Genomic DNA, 306 nt, shown 5'->3' on the forward strand with positions numbered 1-306 from the left:
TACCCTCTCCATCGAAAATATTGATTGCTCGCAAGTCTGCGCAGACAGGCTCAGATCAAAGCCTCAGCGGCGAATGGTTGAGTCAGACGCCAACGACACGCTATCGCAATCAGCTGTCGAGAAGCTGACCGGTCAGCAAAAACCCGCGTCCACAGGCCTCCATTTTCTAACACGCCCGCTCGGACCAAGGTCGAAACACCGCGCTTGATCTGGACTGGGCCTTCGCGCCAGGCAAGTTGGATCAGGCCGCGGCGTACGCGGGCGTTGCCGGCCTTCGCCAGTCCCTTCTGCCGCCGCTTGGATCCG

At 60.1% G+C, this 306-nt stretch carries 1 pseudogene; it reads right to left on the bottom strand.

The window, feature by feature from the left end:
- Window positions 1–50: 50 nt before the first annotated feature.
- Window positions 51–306 (bottom strand): annotated as a pseudogene (locus tag ACWGTI_RS32860) (hypothetical protein); the annotation flags it as partial.

This window comes from Mesorhizobium sp. ArgA1 (assembly GCF_053714375.1).